Genomic DNA, 23474 nt, shown 5'->3' with positions numbered 1-23474 from the left:
GTTTGCCATAAAACAGCCTCTGTCATTTTTAGCATAAGGACCTCCCCAAGGAAATGCACCAGATTCTAACCCACCTCTAGCTGCATATTCCCATTCAGCCTCAGTTGGTAATCTGAAAGAGTTTACTTGATCTCTACCTTTTTTACTTTTGATATAAGAATTTTTATATAATGTTCTCCAAGCACAAAATGCTTTTGCTTGATTCCAAGTTACCCCAACCACTGGATATTCCGCATAAGCTTGATGCCAAAAATAATCATTATGCATTGGTTCATTGTATGAATAGGCAAAATCTTTAATCCAAACTGTTGTATCAGGATATATTTCAATAGGAGGACTTTCTTGATACAAACCTTCACGACCTTTTTTCGTTACCGCTTTATTCCAATCAACCTCTCTAAATCTGAATTTCAATTTAGAAACATCAACAGTTTTTAACCCATTATACGATTCAGACTCAGGTAAATACATTGAATCCATAACCTCTACATAATACTCATCTGGGTATTTTTGTGGGTCATTAATCAACTTGACTTTTCTGTTTAATTTTCTACCAGCATAATCATCATCTTCAGTACCAATACTGTAGTAATTCTCATACATATATTTATCATATGGAGACATTTCTTCTACATTAGCATCAGCGAAAGCATAATCACCAATACCTCCATCAGAACCTTCTCCTCCACCTTGACCAACTTCCTCAGCCAAAATTGCTAATCTTGTTCTAATTGTAGAATCTTTTACCCACTCCACAAACTGTCTGTACTCTGAATTAGTAATTTCAGTCTCATCCATGTAAAATGATCGCACAGTAACCGTCTTAGTAGGAGCGTCTTGAATACTTGCCAAATCATCATCTGATTTACCCATAATAAAAGCACCACCTGGTACTAATGTCATTCCGTAAGGTTTTTCTGGATGCCATTTTTTTCCTTTTACACCTACTAGTTCACCTCTATCGCCTTTACCACAACTGGCAAACAATGATAAGATTGCTGTAAATACAACTAACTTCTTCATATAAATTTGGGTTAATATAATTTCACTTTTAAGGGCGTAAACCTATTCAATAATTTTGAAAAAAACAATTTTTTTGAAGTATTTCTTAAAAAAATATTAAAATTAACATAACAAACAGTAGTTTTTCTCTCCAATTATCTTTGATTTACAATAAATTACGTCTATATGCCTTCCACCATCTACTCGGTATTTCTTGTTCGCAAGCTGCCAAATAATCATCGTGTGTGCATGGTAATAACGTATTTCTTTTCAATTTATTATTCTTATTATCTAAAAAAGGTATTTCTATCCACCATCTATCCGTTTTATTGCTCTTAAAAAAGATCAATTCTTCTTCTTCTACCAATACAATATACTTCAAATAACGCTCTTTAGTTCCAAATGGATACTCCTTTGAACGAAAACAATATCCTTCAATAAAATACCAAATAATTTGTGCAATTAAAGTAGATTCTTTTTCAGAAAAAAAGCTATTAAAGACACCAAATGTTGAGACCTTATCACTTATTCCTGAGTATCTTCCTAAAGCACAAATTTCTTTTCCTTCAAATCCATTTGGATTAAAATTAGCAAAATCACCTGAATATGAAGACTGTACAGCATTCATATCTATGGTAACCATATCCGCATCTCTAAAAACAGGCTCTGCAATGGCTATTTTATGCGATACTTCTCCTAGTCGATAAGCATCAAAATATAATTTTTCAATTAAATCTATTTCTTCTTGTGAATTATAATAGGTCTGATAACCAATATTACTAAAATTGAATAAATTATTAGGCTCTTCAACTATTATTTTTGTCAAAAAAGACTTTTCAAAGGTAGCATTTTCTCTAGCAAAATCAAATTGACTGTCAATTGTTACCAAATTAACCATCTGATCTAAATTATCATAAGCCCTGTAAAGTGGATACGTTACATCGTGACTTCCTCCTATTATAATAGGGATGATTTTTTTTCTTAACAAGTCTTCATTAATTGATTTTATCAAGAAAAAAGTATCTTCTATTGTTTCACCAAATTGAATATTTCCTAAATCTGCTATGGTAACATTCCAATTTCCAGGGAATAAAGCATATAATTTTTTACGAAAAACATTAAAATCACGATATTCATTTTCTAACGCTGCCCCACTGTACTCGTTTACACATATAATTACCAAAGATACCTCGTCTAAATCAGGAAATGAATCATTTGTATTAAAAAGAACATTTTTACCTAATGCTTGACTTGGCAAATTTTCTATATAGCTTATAAAATTTTCACTTATAGGTTCTAAAAAATCGAAAACCATTATAGTTGTTATTTCTTTTTAGTCGTTGTTTTCTTAGCAGTAGTTTTTTTTGTTGTTTTCTTAGCAGGTGCTTTTGCTTCAATCATTTCTTTTACCTTATCTAAAGTTAATTTGGTAGCATCAGTATCTTTTCCTAATTCAATTTTGATTTTACCTTTCAAAATAACTGAACGCCCCCATCTTGCCTTTTCAACACGAATTCCTTCATCTTCCCAATTATGAATTAGCTTTTCTTTTTCTTTTTGCAATTTATCTAAAATAAGTTCTTTAACGTCTTGTTCAGACAAATCATCAAAATTGTATTTTTTATTAACATTAATAAAGATACTATTCCATTTAATGAATGGACCAAAACGACCTACTCCTTTTTGAACGGGCAACCCTTCGTAAGTAGCTATAGGTGCATCTGCTTTTTGCTTTTCTTTAATTAATTCGATGGCGCGTTCTAGTGTTACATCTAATGGCTCCTCTCCTTTTGGAAGTGAAATAAATGTTTGTCCAAATCGAACATAAGGACCAAATCTTCCATTATTTACTTCTACTTCTTCGTTTTCAAACTTCCCTAATGATTTTGGTAACAAAAATAAAGTTAAGGCTTCCTCTAACGTTATTGTACCAATATTTTGATCTGGCAATAAACTAGCAAATTGCTTATCTTCATCTTCTTGCTCTCCAATTTGAACCATTGGTCCAAATTTACCTAAACGTACAGAAACCTGTCGTCCAGATTCGGGATGTTTACCTAAAATACGTTCTCCAGTTTCTCTTTCCGCATTCTTTTCTACGTCCACTACATTAGGATGGAAATGGGTATAAAAATCATTCATCATTTTTACCCAATCTTCATTTCCTGAAGCTATTTCATCAAAGTCTTGCTCAACTTTTGCTGTAAAATTATAATCTAAAATAGTTTTAAAATTAGCAACTAAAAAATCATTCACAATCATTCCAATATCTGTAGGCACTAATTTCCCTTTATCTGAACCTGTATTCTCAGTTAATTCTTTCGAAACAACGTTTCCTCCTTCTAAAATCAATTGGTTATATTTTCTTTCCTGACCTTCAAATGTACCTTTTTCAACATAATTACGATTGATAATGGTTGAAATGGTTGGCGCATAAGTTGATGGTCTACCAATTCCTAATTCTTCTAATTTTTTAACCAACGAAGCTTCTGTATAACGACTAGGTGGCCTAGAAAAGCGCTCGGTTGCAGTGATATAATTATTCCTTAATTTTTCATTCATTTTCAAAGCAGGAAGCATTCCTTCTTGTTCTTCTTCATCCTCATCATGACCTTCTAGATATACTTTTAAAAACCCTTCAAATTTGATTACCTCACCAGTAGCATGAAATATCTCATTATGATTATTTGCTTCAATTTTAACATTGGTTCTTTCCAACTGTGCATCACTCATTTGTGAAGCTAAAGTTCTTTTCCAAATTAAATCGTATAATCTTGCTTGATCCCTATCAATATCAACTGTATGCCTAGACATATCCGTTGGACGAATTGCTTCGTGTGCTTCTTGGGCACCTTTTGATTTTGTATTGTAATTCCTTGGTTTACTATATTCCGCACCATAATAACTTTCTATTTCCGCTTTAGCAGCACTCATCGCCTCATTAGAAAGATTTACACTATCAGTTCTCATATAGGTAATTAATCCAGCTTCATACAAACGTTGTGCGATTTGCATGGTTACACCCACTGGCAAATACAACTTTCTTGCTGCTTCTTGTTGTAATGTAGAAGTTGTAAATGGAGCAGCAGGAGATTTTTTTGTTGGCTTGGTTTCTAAATCAGCTACTTTATAATTTGAACCAATATTTTTTTTCAGAAAATCTTCTGCTTCTTTTTTTGTACCAAAATTTTTAGGCAATTTAGCTTTAAACGTCTTTCCTGATTCATTAGTAAATTCTGCTGATATAGAATAAGAAGCTTCCGTTTTAAAGTTTTGAATTTCTCTTTCTTTTTCAACTATTAATCTAACCGAAACAGACTGCACTCTTCCTGCCGACAATCCTCCTTTTACTTTTTTCCAAAGCACTGGAGACAATTCATACCCCACTAATCGATCTAAAACTCTTCTGGCTTGTTGTGCATTAACTAAATTATAATCAATTTGCCTTGGATTTTCAATAGCTTTCTGAATGGCTGTTTTAGTAATCTCATGAAAAACAATTCGCTTGGTTTTCTTTTGTTCCAATTTTAATTCCTCTGCTAAATGCCAAGCAATAGCCTCTCCTTCACGGTCTTCATCGGAAGCTAACCAAACCATTTCAGCTGATTTTGACAAATCTTTTAACTTCTTCACCAAAGCTTTTTTATCACTGGAAACTTCATACTTAGGTCTAAAACCATTTTCAACATCCACACCAATCTCTTTAGAAGGTAAATCAGCAATATGTCCAAAACTGGATTCAACCTGATACTCCTTTCCTAAAAATTTTTCTATAGTTTTTGCCTTTGCAGGTGACTCAACGATAACTAAATTCTTTGCCATTATCAATTTTATTTGGGACAAAAGTAGGAGTTTTTTTTAAATTTTATGTTCAAATAGCCTTTTTTAAAAAAAATAAACCTCAAAAGAAGCCCCTTATATTTGATTTCTTACTACATATCATAATGATCATTCTATTTCTATTTTATTAATATTTGTTAAAGTAAGTCTGACATCTTGTCATAATTTATAATTTAGTATTATCTTTGCAGATTGAAATTTGTATTGAAATTACAGAATATCTATTTATGGAAAAGATAATTGAAGAAAACAAACAAGGAACAAGTCTTGTTTTAGACAAAAAAGAAGGAAATACAAAAAAACTTTTTATAGAAAGTTATGGTTGTCAGATGAATTTCTCTGATAGTGAAATTGTAGCTTCAATATTAGTAAATCAAGGATATAATACTACTCAAGACTTGGAAGAAGCTGACTTAGTATTAGTGAATACTTGCTCTATTCGAGACAAAGCAGAACAAACGATTAGAAAACGTTTAGAAAAATACAATGCTGTAAAGAAAATTAACCCGAACATGAAAGTTGGGGTTTTAGGATGTATGGCAGAACGCTTAAAAGATAAGTTTTTAGAAGAAGAGAAAATTGTTGATATGGTTGTAGGACCAGATGCTTACAAAGACATTCCAAATCTTTTAAAGGATGTTGAAGATGGTAGAGATGCTATCAACGTTATTTTATCTAAAGAAGAAACTTATGGTGATATTGCACCAGTAAGATTAAACTCAAATGGCGTTACCGCTTTTGTTTCCATTACACGTGGTTGTGATAATATGTGTACATTTTGTGTAGTTCCTTTTACTAGAGGAAGAGAAAGAAGTCGTGAACCTCAGAGTATTCTAGATGAGATTCAAGATTTATGGAATAAAGGCTTTAAAGAAGTAACTTTATTAGGTCAAAATGTGGACAGCTATTTATGGTATGGTGGTGGTCTTAAAAAAGACTTTGTCAAAGCAACTGAAATGCAAAAAGCTACAGCAGTAGATTTTGCACAATTATTAGATTTATGCGCCACACAATTTCCTAAAATGCGTTTTAGATTCTCTACTTCTAATCCACAAGACATGCATGTAGAGGTAATTGAAGTGATGGCAAAACATCATAACATTTGTAAGTACATACACTTACCGGTTCAGTCTGGTAGTACTCGAATTTTAAAAGAAATGAATCGTCAGCATACACGTGAAGAATACATGACCTTAATAGATACTATTAAACGTATTATTCCAGACATTTCTTTATCACAAGATATGATAACAGGTTTTCCAACAGAAACGGAAGAAGATCATCTAGATACGCTTTCTTTAATGGAATATGTAAAGTATGATTTTGGGTTCATGTTTGCCTATTCAGAAAGACCAGGAACAATGGCTGCTCGAAAAATGGAAGATGATGTAGCTGATGAAGTTAAAAAACGTAGGTTAACAGAAATTGTTGATTTACAACAAGTACATGCTTTAGAAAAAACGCAACGCTTTGTAGGTCAGACTGTAGAAGTTTTAGTTGAAAAAGATTCAAAACGTTCAAACGAACATTGGTCGGGTAGAAATTCTCAAAACACTGTTGTTGTTTTTCCAAAAGAAAATTATAACCCCGGCGATTTTGTTAAGGTAAAAATTACAGATTGTACTGCAGCTACTTTAATGGGAGAAGCTGTCGGATATTCTGAAATAATGCAAGCTTAAAAATTGTTTAATCTCGTTTAATATGATTTAAAGTTGTTTCATTCAGAATCAAAAACAACCTTAAACTTTTAAACCTGTAAACCTTTAAACAAAGAAAAAACATGGAAACAGTACAAGCCATAAAACAGCGATTTGAAATTATTGGTAATGACCCAAAACTCAATCGTTCCATTGAAAAAGCCATACAAGTAGCTCCAACTGATATTTCAGTATTGGTTACAGGAGAAAGTGGTGTAGGTAAAGAAAGTATTCCAAAAATAATTCATTCGCTTTCACATAGAAAACATGGTAAATACATTGCTGTAAACTGCGGTGCCATTCCTGAAGGAACTATTGACAGTGAACTTTTTGGCCATGAAAAAGGTGCTTTTACGGGTGCAACCTCTACTCGTGAAGGTTATTTTGAAGTAGCTGATGGCGGTACGATTTTCTTAGACGAAGTAGGTGAACTTCCATTAACCACACAAGTTCGTTTACTACGTGTACTAGAAAATGGCGAATTTATAAAGGTAGGTTCTTCTCAAGTTCAAAAAACCAATGTAAGAATAGTAGCTGCTACCAATGTAAATATGTTTGAAGCCATAGAAAAAGGTAAGTTTAGAGAAGATTTGTATTATAGACTAAGTACAGTAGAAATACAATTACCTCCTTTACGAGACAGAAAAGAAGATATTCATATTTTATTTCGAAAATTTTCATCAGATTTTGCTCATAAATATAAAATGCCTCCTATTAAATTAACAGATGAAGCTGTTGATTATTTATTACGTTATCGTTGGAGTGGAAATATTCGTCAGTTGCGAAATATTGCAGAACAAATTTCTGTTTTAGAAACAAAAAGAGACATTAGTATTAAAACTTTACAACATTATTTGCCTTCAGAAGGCAGTAATTTACCTTCGGTAATTAATACTAAAAAAAATGAGAACGACTTTAGTAATGAAAGAGAAATTCTATACAAAGTTCTTTTTGACATGAAAGCAGATTTAAATGATCTAAAAAAGTTAACTCTAGAATTAATGCAGAATGGAACCACTAAAGTTCAAGAAGCAAATAAAAATTTAATTCAACGCATCTATGGTCAAAATGAAGATAATCTTATCTTTGAAAAAGAATCTGCTTCTGAAATCATTCCTATGCAAAATCAAATGCAACCCGAATCATATGAAAATCATGAGATAGATGATGATGATGAAAACTATTTATTAGCCGAAACCGTGGAAGAAGAAGAAACGCTAAGTTTAGAAGCTAAAGAAATTGAATTAATCAAAAAATCTTTGGAACGAAACAAAGGCAAACGAAAAGCAGCAGCCGATGAATTAGGTATTTCCGAAAGAACATTATATAGAAAAATAAAACAATACGACTTATAAATGAAATTAGTTATTAAAACACTAGTACTGTCGTTACTTTTTATAGTAAGCAGTTGTAAATATTATAATTTTACTGGGACTGCTCCTATCGATGCAAAAACATTTCAAGTGAATTATTTCCAAAATACGGCTGACCTGATAGAACCAGGAATTGAAAGAACTTTTACCCTTCAATTACAAGAAATTATTCAAAATCAAACCAATTTAAATTTAGTATCTCAAGGAGGTGAATTGCTTTATGAAGGAGAAATTACCGAATATCGTATTACTCCTATGACTGCAACTGCAGATCAAAGAGCTGCTCAAAACAGACTTACCATCTCTGTTATGGTTCGTTTTTCTAACCAAAACAAAGAAGATGATGATTTTGAAAAACGTTTTTCATTTTATCATGATTATCCTGCAAATGAACAAATGACAGGTAGCCGATTATCAACAGCGCTTGATGAAATTTTCACAAGGATAACTCAAGATGTTTTTAACGAGTCATTAGCAAAATGGTAACCCTACAAACAATAATTTGAATACAACTGATTTTACATACCTTTTAAATAAATCTCAAGCCATAAATGAAAAACAAACTATGGCTTTAGAAATCATTTTACAACAATTTCCTTTCTTTCAAAGTGCAAGAGCGCTACATTTAAAAGGATTATACAATCAAGAAAGCTTTAGATACAATTACGAATTAAAAAAAACGGCTGCTCATACTAACGATAGAAGCATACTATTCGATTTTATCACTTCTATTGATTTCAATATTCTTCAAAAAGAAAACATAGACAACCATAAAGAAATAATTAGTAATGTTACTGTTGTAGATAGTTTTAATTTAAGTAATAATACTGAAACTACAATAGAAACTACCTCTTCAGAAATATCTAAAGAAGAAACAATTAAAAATGTAACTATAGAGAACCATTTCAATTTAAATAATGATACTGATACTATAACAAGTACCTCTTCAGAAAAGGACGAAGATGAAAAAACAGAAGCAATTGAAAAAATTGAAATTAATACTATAGAGATTGGTTCTGAGGTTTCACAACCCATTGAAGTTTCTACAAATGAACCAAAAGAAATTGTAAAAGAATTGATTGTAAGTAAGGAAGCCTCTATTACATCAATAGAAGAAAAGCTAGAAATTGGAAGACCTTTAGAGTTCAATCAAAGTGAAAAACATTCTTTTCAAGAATGGCTTCAATTAACAAAGTTTTCACCAATTGAGAGAGAAACCACAGAAATAACTCAAGAAAACGAAAAACATATTGAAAAAGAGGATGAAAAATCAAAAAAAATAGACCTAATTGATCGTTTTATCGAACTCAATCCAAAAATTACACCCGTAAAAGAAACAACACCAGTTCCTGCAAATATTAGTAAAAGTAGCGAAGAACAAACACATTTAATGACTGAAACTTTAGCAAAAATATACTTGGAACAAAAAAAATATCATAAAGCCATACAAGCTTATGAAATTTTAATTTTGAAATATCCAGAAAAAAGTAGTTTCTTTGCAAACCGAATAAAAGATATAAAAGATTTACAACAAAATAATAATTAGATTATGGAATTCACAGGTTTTTTAATTGCAATAACAATTGTTTGCTTTTTATTAATTTTAGCTATCATGGTACAAAACCCTAAAGGAGGAGGATTATCTTCATCATTTGGTGGTTCGCAACAATTAGGAGGTGTACAAAAAACAACCGACTTTTTAGACAAAAGTACATGGACTTTAAGTGGAATTTTAATTGCACTTATTTTATTATCTACTTTAGCTTTCAGTGGAAGTAACATTAATGGTTCAAAAGCATTAGGAGATGATGAAGTAACTGTACCTGCACAAACAACTATTCCTACTACTCCACAAGGAACTACAGAAGCTCCTGTAAAAACAGAAGAAGCTCCTAAATAATTCAATGATATAATACAAATAAAAATGCCAGCCTGTCAGTGCTGGCATTTTTATTTCAGTAAAATTGGCACAAATTCACTTTGGCATAATTTCTGAAAAAAATGAACCGAACAAATACTAATTAAAATTAAATATAATATGTCATTAAACATTAAACCAATTTCAGACCGCGTAGTAATTGAGCCTATGGCCGCAGAAACTACAACAGCATCAGGAATTATTATTCCAGATACTGCTAAAGAAAAACCACAAAAAGGAATTGTTGTTGCTGTAGGTAATGGTAAAAAAGACTATACCATGACTGTAAAAACGGGAGATGTTGTACTTTATGGAAAATACTCTGGGACAGAATTTAAATATGAAGGAAAAGACTACCTTATTATGAGAGAAGACGAAATTTACGCAATTCTTTAATCGATAAGGAAATTTTAAATTTTTAAAAACTAAAAACAAAAAAGAAAATGGCAAAAGATATTAAATTTGATATTGAAGCTCGTGACGGTCTTAAACGAGGTGTAGATGCATTAGCTAATGCAGTAAAAGTAACATTAGGACCAAAAGGTAGAAATGTAATTATTTCAAAATCCTTTGGTGGACCAACAGTAACTAAAGATGGTGTTTCTGTAGCCAAAGAAATCGAACTAGAAGACGCTCTTGAAAATATGGGAGCTCAAATGGTTAAAGAAGTTGCATCAAAAACAAATGATATTGCAGGTGACGGTACTACTACTGCAACTGTATTAGCACAAGCTATTGTAAAAGAAGGATTAAAAAACGTTGCTGCAGGTGCAAACCCAATGGATCTTAAAAGAGGTATCGATAAAGCAGTTGAGGCTTTAGTAGAAGATTTAGGAAAGCAAACGGTAGCTGTAGGCGATTCTTCAGAAAAAATTAAACAAGTAGCTTCAATATCTGCAAACAACGACGAAACTATTGGAGAATTAATTGCTACTGCTTTTAGCAAAGTTGGAAAAGAAGGTGTAATTACTGTAGAAGAAGCAAAAGGTACAGACACGTATGTTGATGTTGTAGAAGGTATGCAATTTGACAGAGGGTTTCTTTCTCCATATTTTGTTACCAATGCAGATAAAATGATTGCCGAATTAGACAATCCTTATATCTTATTATTCGATAAAAAGATATCTAACTTACAAGAATTATTACCTATTCTAGAACCAGTAGCACAATCTGGCCGACCTCTTTTAATTATTGCAGAAGATGTTGATGGTCAAGCATTAGCTACATTGGTAGTGAATAAATTAAGAGGTGGTTTAAAAATTGCTGCTGTAAAAGCACCTGGATTTGGTGACAGAAGAAAAGCAATGCTTGAAGATATTGCTATACTAACTGGCGGTATTGTAATTGCTGAAGAAAGTGGTTATTCTTTAGAAAATGCTACTTTAGACATGCTTGGAACTGCTGAAAATGTAACTATCGACAAAGACAATACAACCATTGTAAATGGTGCCGGTGAAGCCGAAAACATTAAAGCAAGAGTAAACCAAATTAAAGCACAGGTTGAAACAACAACTTCAGATTACGATAAAGAAAAACTTCAAGAACGTTTGGCTAAATTAGCTGGTGGTGTTGCTGTATTGTATGTAGGTGCTGCTTCTGAAGTAGAAATGAAAGAGAAAAAAGATCGAGTTGACGATGCTTTACATGCGACTCGCGCAGCTGTTGAAGAAGGAATTGTTGCTGGCGGTGGTGTTGCTTTAGTAAGAGCAAAAACAGTTTTAAGCAATTTAAAAGCTGAAAATGCAGACGAAGCTACTGGAATTCAAATTATCAATAGAGCTATTGAAGCTCCATTAAGAACCATTGTAGAAAATGCTGGTGGTGAAGGTTCTGTAGTAATCGCTAAAGTATTAGACGGTACAGCCGATTTTGGTTACAACGCTAAAACTGGTGAATATGTAGAAATGCTAAAAGCAGGTATTATCGACCCTAAAAAAGTAACACGTGTTGCGCTTGAAAATGCAGCTTCTGTAGCAGGTATGATTCTTACAACCGAATGTGCTTTGATAGACATTAAAGAAAATGAACCAGCTGGTCATAGCCACATGGGAGGTGGTATGCCAGGAATGATGTAATAATGTAAACTACTATAGTTATAAAGCAAAAAAACCGATTAGAGCTTCTAATCGGTTTTTTTATATCATTTTTATTGTTTATAATCTTTCATACTGACAACAACCATGAAGTTTTTCATAATCTTCGTCACTTGCTTTTAAATCTCCTGCATCGTGACCTACTTTTACAATTGCTTTTTGAACATCAGCCACAGAACATTTGTTTTCATCTAAGATTAAATGTAAATCTTTATGATCTGTGTGCCAGGTAGCACTTTTTACTCCTTTTACCGAAAAAGCAGCTTTTTCAATACGCTTTTTACACATTTCACAATTACCGTTAACAGCAAACTCTACTTTTTTGTTTTTATCTTTTTTCTCTTGTGAAAAACTTACTAGTGAAAACAAACCTACTAGTAAAATTAAGATTGATTTTTTCATTTTTTTATTTTAAAGTTACTTATTTAATTTTAAATCGCAATCCTGCATAATACATTTGTCCAAAAATTGGGCCATAAATCATACTACTATCAAAATAGGTTCCAAATGGATTTGAAGCACTCACAATAGCATTATCTTGTCTGTAATTTCCTATGTTCTCACCTCCTATATACACCTCAAACACACTAGAAAAAGTTCTGGTAATTTGAGCATTAATCACTCCAAATGCAGGTGCATATTCACCCAACCTATAAGCTGGTAAATTCGTTGTTGTATTCGGCAATCTTTGTTCTCCTAACCAATTATAGGTTACATCATATTTCCATTGCTGTCCTTTTTCTTTAATATGCGTTTCAAAAGAAAGATTGGTAAAAAAACGATGCTTTGCTTGTAAAGCTCTTTGCAATTGCTCCGTTTTATATTGTGTTTGCACATCATAATATTTGTAAGCCGATTTAATACTAAAATGCTTAAAAGGCTCGATGGTAAATTCTGCTTGAAAAGAATTAGCAAAACTTTTGCCTTCTAAATTATAGAATAAAACCTGCTGCGGACTAAAATCAACATCAACCACCGCTTGATTTTCAAAATCGGTACGATAGTAATCTAAAACAATTTCTGATTCAGCTCCAAAAAGTTTAAATGACTGGATAAAACTTACACCATAATTCCATGCAATTTCAGGATTTAATCCATACAATTTTCCATCATTTGAAAGAATGGAAAAATCTCTATTAGAAGCAAACAATTGTTGGTTTTCGGCAAAAATATTTGCTGCTCTTTTTCCTCTTCCAGCTGAAGCCCTAATGACTGCTTCTTTCCAAGGATTGTAACGTAAGTGCAATCTAGGAGTTACAAATGTTCCTAATCTATTGTGATTATCTACTCGCGCTCCTGCTACCAAGCTAAAATTATCTAAATTATCATACGTATATTCAAAAAAAGCACCTACTGAATTATCAATTCTGGAAAAATCCTGAGTAAAATTCAAAGCTACAACCTCGTCATATTTATCATAAGTAAAATTCAATCCTGTGGTAAATTTATTTTTGGTATTTGATATAATAGAGTTGAACAGCAAATTAGAATAATAACTTTTTTGATGAATTTTATATTGGTTTAAACCAAAATAGGAATCTTGTTGATGTGATTGAAATGAATTTTGAAAACCAATACTTTGATAAGGCATATCTGGAAACACATATCCAGTCTTATTTGAAATTTCAATTTTCTGAGTGGTTATTTCACTTCCCCAAGCATTGGTAGTAAACCTGTCTGTATCTGGATTGAAATTCACTTGACCAGATTGCTTTTCATCATTCATATAACGTACATTCAAGAAACTCACAATACCATTTTCTGTATCGTTATATTGCCAGCGATTTAAGATATTAATTTGTTTACCAATGGGATTATCAAGAAAGCCATCATCATTCATATCGTTTTTTATTTGTCTTGTATTACCATGTAAAAATAAAGTCGAACTTAATTTATCAGAATATTTCTGATTAAAATGTGTATTCAATTCATATCGTCCACCAGTTGCTCCATAAGCATTCACAAAAAATGGAATATCGCTAGCAGGTTTTAATAACTCATAATTAATTTGTCCAGAAATACTTTCGTATCCATTAATAACACTCCCTGCACCTTTGGTTATTTGAATGCTTTCTACCCATGTTCCAGGCACAAAAGACAAACCGTAAGCTTGAGAAGCACCTCTAACAGAAGGAATATTTTCTTCTGCTATTAAAATATACGGACTGGTTAAACCAAGCATTTTAATTTGCTTGTTACCTGTTACTGCATCAGAAAAATTAACATCTATAGAAGGATTAGTACTAAAACTTTCAGACAAATTACAACAAGCCGCTTTTAACAACTCTTTTTGCCCCATAGTTTGTACATTAGTAACTTGAAATTTAGAATGTTCCGTACTTTTTTTAGTTTTTGAAACCGTTACTTCTTCCAAATTAGTAACTGCTTCTAATTGTATGGTTAGAAAATCAGTTGTCGTAACTGTTATTTTTTTTGTTTTATACCCAATATAACTTACTATCAAATTTGTAGTTTCAGTTGATATCTTTACAGAAAAATCACCATCAATATCCGAAGTGGTTCCTGTAGCAGTATTTTGCCAAAATACATTGGCACCTAAAAGAGGTTGGTTATTTTCATCTACAATTTTTCCTTTAATTTCTTCTTGTGCAGATAAAATCGAAGTAAAAAAAAGTAGCCATAACGCTATATTTTTATACATAAAATATTTTTAATGTTTTTGAAATTTTGAAATCTTAAAATCGAAATAACATTAAAAATTATGCGTAAAAAACGAGTTGACAATATAACTTATAAAAAGGAGGAGCATTAGAATCACAGTAAAAGTTAGGCAATTCTTTTTTCTCTACTACTTCAGTCCATTGAAAAAGAAATATATTTGTAATTATTATAGGACATGCAATAGCAAACTGAAAGTTAGAAACAATAGTGTTAGCTGTATTTTTTTCAATTTCAACTATTTTATTTGAGCAACAACTTGAATGATTATCCGCTACGGCACAACAGCCTTTCTGGTTTTCAACACAAACATCTTCAAGTTGATAATCTATTGAAACAGAAGACAACTCATCATGACAATAATGCATATTAAACGCCAATCCCAAATTTGAAAAAAGGAATATTACAGCTAATAATAAGGATGTGCTTTTTCTAAAATGCATGGTGCAAAATTAATAATTTATTTAGTTTAGAAAGTTAATTTTATCTAAATTTCAAAAAAACAGCTGAATTAATCTATAATTTAAACCCGTTTTTTACTCTATCTCTTATTTTTTAACCGTCTTCTGATAATAAAAAGCAGGTATAAATAAAACTAAAAATAGAGGCTGGATTAAAAAACGCCTAACGTAGAATAAGACCAAATAATTAGGCTGATTTCCCAAAAGAAGCATAAAAAAACTACCCGATAAAACAATAAAGAAAACACCATATAAACTTGCCGCAAAAACAACCATCTTCTTTTCTAAAAAAAGACAATAAATTAATCCTAATGAAAGAAAAGTGTTTAATCCGTAACGAAATAAGACCCCAATAAAAAGACTCTTTCCATTAAATTCAGGAAGTGATTTATGTTGATATTCCGATTTAAAAAAGTTTAAAAAAGGATCATAAAAAAGCTGATCTTCAAAAAATCGAATGAGTATCAAACAAATAACTAAAATAAGAATCAAAAAATAACGCAATTTAGTTCCTAGCATATCCTGAGAATTTCATTACCCATAACACCCAAAGTAAAAAGACGACACCATAAATAAATAATGGAAAAACAACACCATGTAGTACTTCTTCATAATCTGGGTAAAAATACAACGCATAAATCAACAAAGCGATACGAATAACATTCAAAATATGAATAACCACTCCACCTATTACAATATACAATATTGTTTTTTTTATATTTACTGAAAAAGCAAACACAAAAGCTGCAAATAAAATGATTACACTTACAGCATTACAACCTTCAATCATTCTAGAAACATATTTTCCATTGTAAACTAGTTTTAAAGAAGGATCATTAACATTTTCAAGTACAATCATGTCATGTCCAAGAAAAGTTAACAAGGTTTTAGTTTGGTTCGCCACACTCACAGAAATAGAATCCACTTCGTTCCCAGCTGTATTAAATTGTCCTAAATAGCCTTCATATAACATTGTAAAAACAATATAAAAAAGCAAAAACCTTACTAAAAAAGTAAGAAAGGGCTTATATTCAACAAAAAGTGACTTCAAAATAGTAATTTTTAACAAAAATATATATTTTTTGACAGCAAAGAATAAATACTTTTGCAAAAACATTTTAAACCATGTCATTCGAAAATTTAAAACCAGAAATAACTAAAATAATAGTAGCAGAAAATGCATCCCGAGAGGAGAAATTATTACAAATCTGTCAATTATTACAAGATAACATTTCCTATTACAATTGGGTAGGATTTTATTTTGCCAATCACGAAACCAAAACCTTACATTTAGGCCCATATGTGGGTGCTGAAACAGACCATACCGTAATCCCCTTTGGCAAAGGAATATGCGGTCAAGTAGCCGAATCCAATTCTAATTTTGTGGTACCCGATGTATCGGCCCAAGACAATTATATTGCCTGTAGTTTTACCGTAAAATCAGAAATTGTGGTGCCTTTATTTGTAAAAGGGCAAAATATTGGTCAAATTGATATCGATTCACATGTAATTGATCCTTTTACTGAAGCAGACGAACGCTTTTTAGAATTTGTGAACGAACAAGTAGCTACTTTATATTAATTTTTATTTTTTGGAGCCATTTCCAGCTGTACACTATATCTTTTTACTTTTTTGATTATAAAGCCGTTATAAAAAAAGTAAAAAGGATACCGTTTCCATCTGGGCTATTAAAAATAAATAGTAAAAAATAGTAATTAATATATTATAATTTCTATATTTGCACCCGAATTGGAACAACATCCAACTCATACATAATAATCATTTAAAATAATATTAGCATGTACTTAACTAAAGAAGTTAAAGAAGAAATCTTCGCTAAACACGGAGGAAAAGCAGAAAACACAGGATCTGCAGAAGGACAAATTGCTTTGTTCACTTTCAGAATCAACCATTTAACAGGACACTTAAAAGCAAATCGTCATGATTACAACACTGAGCGTTCGTTAGTAAAATTAGTAGGTAAAAGAAGAAGTCTTCTTGACTACTTAAAAAAGAAAGATATCAACAGATATCGTGAGATTATCAAAGAATTAAATATCAGAAAATAATCAACTAAGGGGCTTCGTGCCCCTTTTTGTTTTATATATTTTAAAGAAAAAGTTTGGTTTTTCATTGGGTTTCAAACAACTACGCACACACAACAACAACACAACTAGACCCTTTGTTTAATTAAGAATTACATTTTATGATTCCAAAAGTATTCCAAGAAGTTATCGATTTAGGAGATGGAAGAACCATTTCCATCGAAACTGGAAAATTAGCCAAACAAGCCGACGGATCAGTCGTAGTCAGAATGGGAGACGCTATGTTATTAGCTACTGCTGTTTCTGCTAGAACTGCTAATCCAGGAGTTGATTTTTTACCTTTAACGGTAGATTATCGTGAAAAATTTGCTGCAGCAGGACGATTCCCTGGCGGATTTTTCAAAAGAGAAGCACGTCCTAGCGACAGTGAAATTTTAACTATGCGATTAGTAGACCGTGTATTACGTCCACTTTTCCCAGATGATTATCATGCAGAAACACAAGTTATGATTCAATTAATGAGTCATGACGAAGAAGTTATGCCTGATGCATTAGCTGGTTTAGCCGCTTCAGCAGCATTAGCAGTTTCAGACATTCCTTTCTACAATTTAATTTCTGAAGTGCGTGTAGCACGTATCGATGGAAATTTTGTAATCAACCCAAGTAGAGAACAATTAGCACTTTCAGACATCGATATGATGGTAGGAGCTTCTTTAGATTCAGTTGCGATGGTAGAAGGAGAAATGCACGAAATTTCTGAAGCTGAAATGGTGGCAGCTATTAAATTTGCCCATGAAGCAATTAAAACTCAAATTCAAGCACAACAACGCCTTAGAGATGCAATTGGTACTCTTGCCTATAGAGAATATGAAGGAGAAGTAGAAGACGAAACAGTGTATGAAAAAGTAAAAAAAGCAGCTTACGACAAATATTATGCAATTGCTCAAGAAGCTTCTGCAAAAAGCGAAAGAGGCGAAAAATTTGCTTTAGTAAAAGAAGAAGTAAAAGCTTTATTTACTGAAGAAGACTATGCTGAAAATGCTGATTTAGAAGAATTAGTAGGTAAATACAATTATAAAACGCAAAAAGAAGCGGTTCGTAATGTAATCCTTGAAAAAGGAATTCGTTTAGATGGTAGAAAAACTACTGAAATCAGACCTATTTGGTGTGAAGTAGATTATTTACCTTCTGTTCATGGCTCCTCTCTTTTTACTCGTGGAGAAACACAAGCTTTAGCTACGGTAACTTTAGGAACTTCAAGAGAAGCAAACGTTATTGACAATCCAAGTGAGCAATCTGAAGAGAAATTTTATTTACATTACAACTTCCCTCCTTTCTCAACTGGTGAAGCAAAACCATTAAGAGGAACATCTCGTAGAGAAGTAGGACACGGCAACTTAGCACAACGTGCACTTAAAAATATGATTCCTGCAGATTGTCCTTACACTATTCGTGTTGTTTCTGAAGTACTAGAATCTAATGGTTCTTCTTCTATGGCAACCGTTTGTGCTGGAACAATGGCTTTAATGGATTCTGGTGTACAAATGAAAAAACCAGTTTCAGGAATCGCCATGGGATTAATTACTGACGGCGAAAAATTTGCAGTACTTTCTGATATTTTAGGTGACGAAGACCATTTAGGTGATATGGACTTTAAAGTTACTGGAACAGCCGACGGAATTACCGCTTGTCAAATGGATATCAAAATTGATGGATTACGTTATGATATTATGGAGCAAGCTTTAGCGCAAGCTAGAGAGGGTCGTTTACATATTTTAGGTAAATTAACAGAAACTATTGAGCAACCAAGAGCTGAAGTAAAACCAAAAGCACCAAAGATTATTACACGTACCATTCCTGGTTCATTCATTGGAGCATTAATTGGTCCTGGTGGAAAAGTAATTCAAGAATTACAAAAAGAAACAGGTACTACTATTGTTATTAATGAAGTTGACGAACAAGGTGTAGTTGAAATTTTAGGTACAAGTCCAGAAGGAATTGCAAAAGTTTTAGCTAAAATTGACGCTATTGTTTTCAAACCAGAAGTAGGTGAAGCTTACGAAGTAAAAGTAATTAAAATGCTTGATTTTGGTGCAGTAGTAGAATATATCAAAGCACCTGGAAATGAAGTACTACTTCATGTATCTGAACTAGCATGGGAAAGAACAGAAAATGTTTCCGATGTAGTAAAAATAGGTGATATATTTATGGTTAAATATTTAGGCATTGATCCTAAAACCCGTAAAGAAAAAGTATCTAAAAAAGCATTGGTACCAAGACCTCCAAGAGAAGAGAAAAAAATCGAAAAGAAAGATAAACCTCAAGGTTAATTCAATTATTTAATTCATAAAAAACTCCGCTATCAGAAACATGAAAGCGGAGTTTTTATTTTATAGCGTATCATTTTAAACGAATCAGTATTGCTTATTTTTTTCAAAATATTCAGTAACTAAAAGAACGTTTTTTACTGTTGAATTACTATTTTAAACATAGTATTTAGGATTCGATAAAGTCAAATAAAAAAAAATAATTTATATTTATAGGATTAAAAAACAGATTTACAACCATGAAAATATTAAAAGAATATCTTTTTTTCATATTCTTTTTGACTACTATTACACTAAAAGGTCAATCCATAAAAGAGATTAACACTTATGTAGATTCTGAAATAGGAATTCAAAATTCTTATGTCTTTAATGGAAAAATTTATATTAATCCCTACAAAGTATTATCAAAAAAGAATCAATTTTTAAATTACAATACAAATTATACCAAAGGAAGTGTTACCATACAAAACATTACTTTTAAAGAACTAGAATTGCAATATGATCTTTATTCACAAGAAATAATCGTTAAACCAGATTCCAAAACATCATTATATGGAATTGTAGCCGATACTTCAAAAATAGAACGTTTTACAATATATGATTTAACATTTGTAAATCTCAAAAACACAGGAACACAAAATTTGAATGGTTATTATGAATTAAGTGTAGACAAAGCCATTCCATTATATATAAAGCATAAAACCAATCGATATAAATTATTAGACAAGAATTCAGTACATTTTGAATTTGAACCAAAATATGAATACTATATTTTTAATAACGATACTTACATTAATGTTGCTTCAAAAAAAGATTTAATCAAAATATTTCCCTATTTTAAAAAAGAACTTAAATTATTCTACTCAAAAAATATTTATTTAGAAAAGAATGAGCCTAGAGAATTTATGAGAAAATTAATTCTTTACACAAACAAACTAAAAGACGTTATAAATGAAAAATAAAATTCTTATTTATTTCCTTTTATTCGTCTTTACTATAGTAAATGCGCAAGTTAAAGAACAAAACATTACCATTTCTTTTACTGAAAAATCTATTAGAGATTGCTTTCTAGAAATTGAAAACAAAACCGACCAAAAGTTTTATTATGCGAATCATTGGGACAATTTAAACCAAAAAATTACAGCTTCTTTTAGTAACGAACCGGTTTCTTCTATCTTAGAATCTATTTTAAAAGAAAGTAATTTAAATTTCTTTTATACCAATAACAGTTATATTATTACTCAAAATAATTTTATTTACAATAACTTAAATACTTCGTTAATTTCTACAGATAGTTTATCATTGGAAAACAAATTAAATCCACTTTTCTTTGAAAAATTAGTAGACAACACAGAAGATACTGACGCTATAACCATTATTGGTAAACAAGATGAGAAAAACACTAAAAAAAACCATATTATTGAAGGTGTAATTACCGATACAAAAACCAAAAACCCATTGTCGGGTGTTCTCATTTCAATAACGAATAGAAATATTAAAACAGAAACAGATATCGATGGCTATTTTAAAGCAACTCTTCCAGATGGTTTAAATTACCTTGAAATTAATGCCTTGTCATATAAGAAGTTGAACCGAAAGATAATTTTAAAAAAAGATGCTGTTTTAAATTTTCAATTAACTGAAAGTGTCACTTTATTAAATGAAGTGGTAGTTGAAAGAGAAAGAAACAAAGAAGTTAAAGAGATTGCTAGTGGAGTAACAACGTTTAATATAGAAAAAGCAAAAAATGTTCCTTTAGTATTAGGGGAAAGAGATATTATAAAACTAGCCTTAGCTTTACCAGGAATTAAGACAGCCGGAGAAGGAAGCTCAGGAATAAATGTTAGAGGTGGTAAAGATGATCAAAATTTATTTTTGCTAGACAATGCTACCATTTATAATCCTTCTCATTTTTTTGGTTTTTTTAGTTCTGTCAATCCTTATTTAGTTAATGATGTTAATATTTATAAAGGCTATATTCCAGCTGAATTTGGCGGTAGAATTGCTTCTGTTTTTGAAATTAATTCAAAAGAAGGAAATTATGAAAAATTTAAAGGGGAAGGAGGAATTGGCCCTGTTACTTCAAACTTAACTTTTACCTCTCCAGTAATAAAAGAAAAAGCTACACTTATAGGTGGTGTTAGGGCAACTTATTCTAAATGGATTTTAAAACAAATTGACAACAAAGAATTAAATAAAAGTGATGCCAGTTTTTATGATGCATTCTTAAAATACAGTCACAAAATTAATGAAAACAATTCTCTAGAAACTAGTATTTATTATAGTAAGGATAAGTTTAATGTATCATCAGACTCTTTATATAGTTACTCTAACACCGCTGTTTCTTTAAACTGGAAACACAATTTCAACAAGAAAAATATTGCTAATTTTCAACTACTTAATAGCAATTATACCTTTGCTATCGATTATGCTTCTAATAATTTGAGATCATTTAATTATAATTTTAATATCAATGAATCTAAATTTATATTTAAAAATGTATATTTCTATAATGAAAAACACAAATTTACGTATGGATTAAACTCGGTTTTATATCTTTTAAATCCAGGTGAATTAAAACCTTCCGATGCCAGTTCGTTATTAACTTATAAGAAAATAGATCAAGAAAAAGGACTCGAAAATGATATTTTTATTAATGATGAATATACCTTAAACCAAAAACTTTCTTTTAATTTAGGGATCCGCTACTCTACGTTTCTTGCATTAGGACCAGCGACACAAACTGTTTATGAAGATGATGCTCCTATAGCTCCTGGTTATGTAAAAGAAATAAAAGAATATGATAATAATGAAGTAATTAAAAACTATAATGGCTTTGAATATCGATTAGGCACACGTTATTTATTAACTGAAACTTCATCCATAAAATTAGCGTATACTACTAATTATCAATACCTACATAAACTCTCTTCAAACACTACTCAATCGCCTACAGATACATGGAAATTAGCCGATTTAAACATTAAACCATCTTATGGCCAACAACTATCTTTAGGATACTTTAAAAACTTTAAAGACGATGAATATCAATTTAGTGTCGAAGGATATTATAAAAAAACGGAGAATTTTTTAGATTTTAAAGTAGGTTCTGATTTAATTTTGAGTGAATCTATAGAAACCGATGCTATACAAGGTAAAGGAAAAGCATATGGCGTTGAATTTTTAATAAAAAAACCAGAAGGAAAACTAAACGGATGGATTGGTTATACTTATTCTCGCTCTCTAATTCAACTAGATGGAAAAACTCCTGATAAAATAGTGAACAATGGTGACTATTTTGCTTCCAATTTTGACAAACCACATGATTTTAATACGATTTTAAATTATAAATTTACCAAAAGATACAGTGCCTCTTTTAATTTTACTTATCAAACGGGTAGACCAGTAACTTACCCTATAGGTTCATATACGTATGGCAATGCACAGTATACTTTATATAGTGACAGAAATAAATTTAGAATACCCGATTATTATCGTGTAGATGTAGGAATTAATATTGAAGGAAATCATAAAGTTAAAAAACCTTTTCATAGCTTTTGGAATATTTCAATATACAATCTCTTAGGTAGAAACAATCCACAATCTGTATTTTTCGTTACTGATAATGGAAAAATTAAAGCTTATAAATCGAGTATTTTTGCATATCCTATTCCTACTATAACGTATAACTTTAAATTCTAAAAAAATGAAATTAAAACACTTCATAATATTAATTTTCATTGCAATTCTAAGTTGTACGGAACCTTACGAACTTCAAACTGAAAATTTTGAAGACCTATTAGTAGTGGAAGCTACTCTTACAAATGAATACAAAAAACATATTATCAAATTATCACGCTCTATCCCTTTGGAGGAAACAACTCCAAATATAGAACATGGTGCCACGGTAAAAATAACAACGAATACGGGTTTAGAATTTCATTTTTCAGAAGTTGATGATGCTTATGTTTCAGATCAGGAATTTCAAATTGAGCCAAACATATCGTATACTTTAAAAATTGAAACAAATAATGGCAAA

General features: G+C 31.1%; 21 protein-coding genes. 13 read left to right on the top strand and 8 right to left on the bottom strand.

The features are described 5' to 3' along the window. The 3 genes from gldK to topA form a co-directional block, all read right to left on the bottom strand. Positions 1–1023: gliding motility lipoprotein GldK (gene gldK / locus CX675_RS14615; protein WP_240723651.1), on the bottom strand; the 1023-nt coding region annotated here is incomplete at its 3' end. A gap of 145 nt (positions 1024–1168) precedes the next feature. Further along, positions 1169–2317 (bottom strand): formimidoylglutamase, encoded by a 1149-nt coding sequence (locus CX675_RS14610; protein WP_130735994.1) that lies wholly within the window; start codon positions 2315–2317, stop codon positions 1169–1171. A gap of 8 nt (positions 2318–2325) precedes the next feature. Next, positions 2326–4824 (bottom strand): type I DNA topoisomerase, encoded by a 2499-nt coding sequence (gene topA / locus CX675_RS14605; protein WP_130735993.1) that lies wholly within the window; start codon positions 4822–4824, stop codon positions 2326–2328. A gap of 245 nt (positions 4825–5069) precedes the next feature. Between topA and miaB the strand changes: the two genes are divergently transcribed. The 7 genes from miaB to groL all read left to right on the top strand — a co-directional run bounded on the left by miaB (position 5070) and on the right by groL (position 11905). After that, positions 5070–6521, top strand: coding sequence for a tRNA (N6-isopentenyl adenosine(37)-C2)-methylthiotransferase MiaB (gene miaB, locus CX675_RS14600; protein WP_130735992.1), 1452 nt, complete (start codon positions 5070–5072; stop codon positions 6519–6521). A gap of 101 nt (positions 6522–6622) precedes the next feature. Further along, positions 6623–7894, top strand: a complete 1272-nt coding sequence (locus CX675_RS14595) for a sigma-54-dependent Fis family transcriptional regulator (RefSeq protein WP_130735991.1) — start codon at positions 6623–6625, stop codon at positions 7892–7894. Further along, positions 7895–8398, top strand: coding sequence for an LPS assembly lipoprotein LptE (gene lptE, locus CX675_RS14590; RefSeq protein ID WP_130735990.1), 504 nt, complete (start codon positions 7895–7897; stop codon positions 8396–8398). A gap of 16 nt (positions 8399–8414) precedes the next feature. After that, positions 8415–9458 carry a tetratricopeptide repeat protein gene (locus CX675_RS14585; protein WP_130735989.1) on the top strand — a complete coding sequence of 348 codons (1044 nt, stop codon included), beginning with the start codon at positions 8415–8417 and terminating at the stop codon, positions 9456–9458. Further along, positions 9459–9812, top strand: coding sequence for a preprotein translocase subunit SecG (secG, locus tag CX675_RS14580; RefSeq protein WP_130735988.1), 354 nt, complete (start codon positions 9459–9461; stop codon positions 9810–9812). A gap of 138 nt (positions 9813–9950) precedes the next feature. Further along, positions 9951–10226 carry a co-chaperone GroES gene (gene groES, locus CX675_RS14575; protein WP_130735987.1) on the top strand — a complete coding sequence of 92 codons (276 nt, stop codon included), beginning with the start codon at positions 9951–9953 and terminating at the stop codon, positions 10224–10226. 47 nt (positions 10227–10273) lie between these two features. Beyond that, positions 10274–11905, top strand: a complete 1632-nt coding sequence (groL, locus tag CX675_RS14570) for a chaperonin GroEL (protein ID WP_130735986.1) — start codon at positions 10274–10276, stop codon at positions 11903–11905. Between the two features lie 78 nt (positions 11906–11983). Here the strand turns inward: groL and CX675_RS14565 are convergent, their stop codons facing one another. The 5 genes from CX675_RS14565 to xrtF all read right to left on the bottom strand — a co-directional run bounded on the left by CX675_RS14565 (position 11984) and on the right by xrtF (position 16180). Beyond that, the gene (locus CX675_RS14565; protein ID WP_130735985.1) at positions 11984–12325 is read right to left on the bottom strand and encodes a heavy-metal-associated domain-containing protein; all 342 of its coding nucleotides are present in this window, start codon (positions 12323–12325) and stop codon (positions 11984–11986) included. Positions 12326–12344: 19 nt separating this feature from the next. Continuing rightward, positions 12345–14585, bottom strand: a complete 2241-nt coding sequence (locus tag CX675_RS14560; RefSeq protein ID WP_130735984.1) for a TonB-dependent receptor — start codon at positions 14583–14585, stop codon at positions 12345–12347. Positions 14586–14643: 58 nt separating this feature from the next. Next, positions 14644–15045, bottom strand: coding sequence for a hypothetical protein (locus tag CX675_RS14555; RefSeq protein ID WP_130735983.1), 402 nt, complete (start codon positions 15043–15045; stop codon positions 14644–14646). 105 nt (positions 15046–15150) lie between these two features. Then, on the bottom strand, positions 15151–15582 hold the full coding sequence (locus CX675_RS14550) for an exosortase F system-associated protein (RefSeq protein WP_130735982.1): 432 nt from the start codon (positions 15580–15582) through the stop codon (positions 15151–15153). Further along, the gene (xrtF, locus tag CX675_RS14545; RefSeq protein ID WP_165396062.1) at positions 15569–16180 is read right to left on the bottom strand and encodes an exosortase family protein XrtF; all 612 of its coding nucleotides are present in this window, start codon (positions 16178–16180) and stop codon (positions 15569–15571) included. The genes CX675_RS14550 and xrtF overlap by 14 nt, the downstream gene beginning before the upstream one ends. Before the next feature lie 8 nt (positions 16181–16188). Between xrtF and CX675_RS14540 the strand changes: the two genes are divergently transcribed. The 6 genes from CX675_RS14540 to CX675_RS14515 all read left to right on the top strand — a co-directional run. Then, entirely contained in the window at positions 16189–16644 is a 456-nt protein-coding gene (locus CX675_RS14540) for a GAF domain-containing protein (RefSeq protein ID WP_130735980.1), read from the top strand. Between the two features lie 218 nt (positions 16645–16862). Beyond that, positions 16863–17132, top strand: a complete 270-nt coding sequence (gene rpsO / locus CX675_RS14535) for a 30S ribosomal protein S15 (protein WP_130735979.1) — start codon at positions 16863–16865, stop codon at positions 17130–17132. Positions 17133–17269: 137 nt separating this feature from the next. Further along, a complete protein-coding gene (locus CX675_RS14530; RefSeq protein WP_130735978.1) occupies positions 17270–19438 on the top strand; it encodes a polyribonucleotide nucleotidyltransferase in 2169 nt (722 codons plus the stop codon). Positions 19439–19674: 236 nt separating this feature from the next. Next, positions 19675–20397 carry a hypothetical protein gene (locus CX675_RS14525; RefSeq protein ID WP_130735977.1) on the top strand — a complete coding sequence of 241 codons (723 nt, stop codon included), beginning with the start codon at positions 19675–19677 and terminating at the stop codon, positions 20395–20397. Further along, on the top strand, positions 20387–23137 hold the full coding sequence (locus CX675_RS14520; protein WP_130735976.1) for a TonB-dependent receptor: 2751 nt from the start codon (positions 20387–20389) through the stop codon (positions 23135–23137). The genes CX675_RS14525 and CX675_RS14520 overlap by 11 nt, the downstream gene beginning before the upstream one ends. Before the next feature lie 4 nt (positions 23138–23141). Next, positions 23142–23474 (top strand): DUF4249 family protein (locus CX675_RS14515; RefSeq protein WP_130735975.1); only part of this gene is annotated, 333 nt, incomplete at its 3' end.

It is taken from the genome of Flavobacterium sp. J27 (genome assembly GCF_004303025.1).
GTDB lineage: Bacteria > Bacteroidota > Bacteroidia > Flavobacteriales > Flavobacteriaceae > Flavobacterium.
Note: the sequence above shows the minus strand (reverse complement) of the source record. Positions and strands in the feature narration are given on the sequence as shown.

Coding starts and splice junctions, on each gene's coding strand:
- CX675_RS14610 (WP_130735994.1), bottom strand. CDS start 2,317: ATGGTTTTCGATTTTTTAGAACCTATAAGTGAAAATTTTATAAGCTAT.
- topA (WP_130735993.1), bottom strand. CDS start 4,824: ATGGCAAAGAATTTAGTTATCGTTGAGTCACCTGCAAAGGCAAAAACT.
- miaB (WP_130735992.1), top strand. CDS start 5,070: ATGGAAAAGATAATTGAAGAAAACAAACAAGGAACAAGTCTTGTTTTA.
- CX675_RS14595 (WP_130735991.1), top strand. CDS start 6,623: ATGGAAACAGTACAAGCCATAAAACAGCGATTTGAAATTATTGGTAAT.
- lptE (WP_130735990.1), top strand. CDS start 7,895: ATGAAATTAGTTATTAAAACACTAGTACTGTCGTTACTTTTTATAGTA.
- groES (WP_130735987.1), top strand. CDS start 9,951: ATGTCATTAAACATTAAACCAATTTCAGACCGCGTAGTAATTGAGCCT.
- groL (WP_130735986.1), top strand. CDS start 10,274: ATGGCAAAAGATATTAAATTTGATATTGAAGCTCGTGACGGTCTTAAA.
- CX675_RS14565 (WP_130735985.1), bottom strand. CDS start 12,325: ATGAAAAAATCAATCTTAATTTTACTAGTAGGTTTGTTTTCACTAGTA.
- CX675_RS14560 (WP_130735984.1), bottom strand. CDS start 14,585: ATGTATAAAAATATAGCGTTATGGCTACTTTTTTTTACTTCGATTTTA.
- CX675_RS14555 (WP_130735983.1), bottom strand. CDS start 15,045: ATGCATTTTAGAAAAAGCACATCCTTATTATTAGCTGTAATATTCCTT.
- CX675_RS14550 (WP_130735982.1), bottom strand. CDS start 15,582: ATGCTAGGAACTAAATTGCGTTATTTTTTGATTCTTATTTTAGTTATT.
- xrtF (WP_165396062.1), bottom strand. CDS start 16,180: ATGTTTTTGCAAAAGTATTTATTCTTTGCTGTCAAAAAATATATATTT.
- CX675_RS14540 (WP_130735980.1), top strand. CDS start 16,189: ATGTCATTCGAAAATTTAAAACCAGAAATAACTAAAATAATAGTAGCA.
- rpsO (WP_130735979.1), top strand. CDS start 16,863: ATGTACTTAACTAAAGAAGTTAAAGAAGAAATCTTCGCTAAACACGGA.
- CX675_RS14530 (WP_130735978.1), top strand. CDS start 17,270: ATGATTCCAAAAGTATTCCAAGAAGTTATCGATTTAGGAGATGGAAGA.
- CX675_RS14525 (WP_130735977.1), top strand. CDS start 19,675: ATGAAAATATTAAAAGAATATCTTTTTTTCATATTCTTTTTGACTACT.
- CX675_RS14520 (WP_130735976.1), top strand. CDS start 20,387: ATGAAAAATAAAATTCTTATTTATTTCCTTTTATTCGTCTTTACTATA.